A 1,214-nucleotide genomic window follows, 5' to 3' on the forward strand; every position below is an offset into this window, starting at 1 on the left:
TTAAACCGGGCGGTTCTGCTGCTCGATGTACTGCTTCACGACGCTCAGCGGTGCGCCGCCGACGGACCCGGCGAAGTACGAGCCCGACCACAGTTTGTTGGCCCGGTAGTAGTGTTGTACGAGGTCGGGGAACTCTTGCCGCAGGCGGCGCGACGACACGCCCTTGAGGCTGTTGACCAGTCGGGCCACGGCCACCTTGGGCGGGTGATTGACGAGCAGGTGGACGTGGTTGTTCTCGCCGTTGAACTCGATAAGCTCGGCCTCGAAGTCGGCGCACACGTCCCGCATGATTTCTTCCATCCGGGACAGGTGGCGGTCAGCGAACACCTTGTGCCGGAACTTGGTCACGAAGACCAAGTGAGCGTGCATCGCGAAAACACAGTGTCTGCCGGTGCGGATACCTTCGGGGTCAGCCATAAACCAATGATATGCTGGCGTTGTGCGGCTCCGTTACAACTACCGGCTCTACCCAGACGCCGCCCAGCGCGAGGCCCTCGCCAGGTCGTTCGGGTGCGCCCGCGTAGTGTTCAACGACGGTCTGCGCCAGCGCCAGCGGGCCCGCGGGCAGGGCGAGAAGTACCTTTCGGACGGCGAGTTGTCCAAGCTGGTCATCACGCAGGCCAAGGACACTCCGGAACGGGCGTGGCTTTCCGAGGTGTCCAGCGTGGTGTTGCAGCAGGCCCTCGCGGATCTGAACGCGGCCTACCGCAACTTCTACGCCTCGATCAGCGGCAAACGCAAAGGCCGCAAGGTCGCCCCGCCCCGATTCCGGTCCCGCAAGGAAAACCGGCAGGCAGTCCGCTTCACCAAGAATTCCCGGTTCAAGGTGCTGGACAACGGCCGGTTGCGGCTGCCGAAGATCGGCGACGTGGAGGTGCGCTGGTCCAGGGCGCTTGCCTCAGACCCGTCCTCCGTGACGGTGATCAAGGATTCGGCCGGGCGGTACTTCGCGTCGTTCGTCGTCACGACCGGGCAGGACGAGATACTGCCGCCAGCGGACTCCGAGATCGGAATCGACCTCGGGCTGACCCACTTCGCGGTGCTCTCAGACGGCACGAAGGTTGCCGCGCCGAAGTTCCTGCGCCGCGCCGCGCGCAAACTCAAGCGGCTGCAACAAGCCCTCTCGCGTAAGCAGAAGGGCAGCAACAACCGCAAGAAGGCCGTAAAGAAGGTCGCTCGCGCTCATGCGCGGGTGACCGACACCCGGCGCGATT

General features: G+C 64.4%; 2 protein-coding genes. One reads left to right on the top strand and one right to left on the bottom strand.

Annotation, left to right across the window (positions count from 1 at the left end; genetic code table 11):
• A complete protein-coding gene (tnpA, locus tag Pma05_RS42105; protein ID WP_203863141.1) occupies nucleotides 1-417 on the bottom strand; it encodes an IS200/IS605 family transposase in 417 nt (138 codons plus the stop codon).
• Nucleotides 418-439: 22 nt separating this feature from the next.
• Between tnpA and Pma05_RS42110 the strand changes: the two genes are divergently transcribed.
• On the top strand, nucleotides 440-1,214 hold a 775-nt coding region (locus Pma05_RS42110), incomplete at its 3' end, for an RNA-guided endonuclease InsQ/TnpB family protein (protein WP_203863142.1).

This window comes from Plantactinospora mayteni (genome assembly GCF_016862935.1).
Lineage (GTDB): Bacteria > Actinomycetota > Actinomycetes > Mycobacteriales > Micromonosporaceae > Plantactinospora > Plantactinospora mayteni.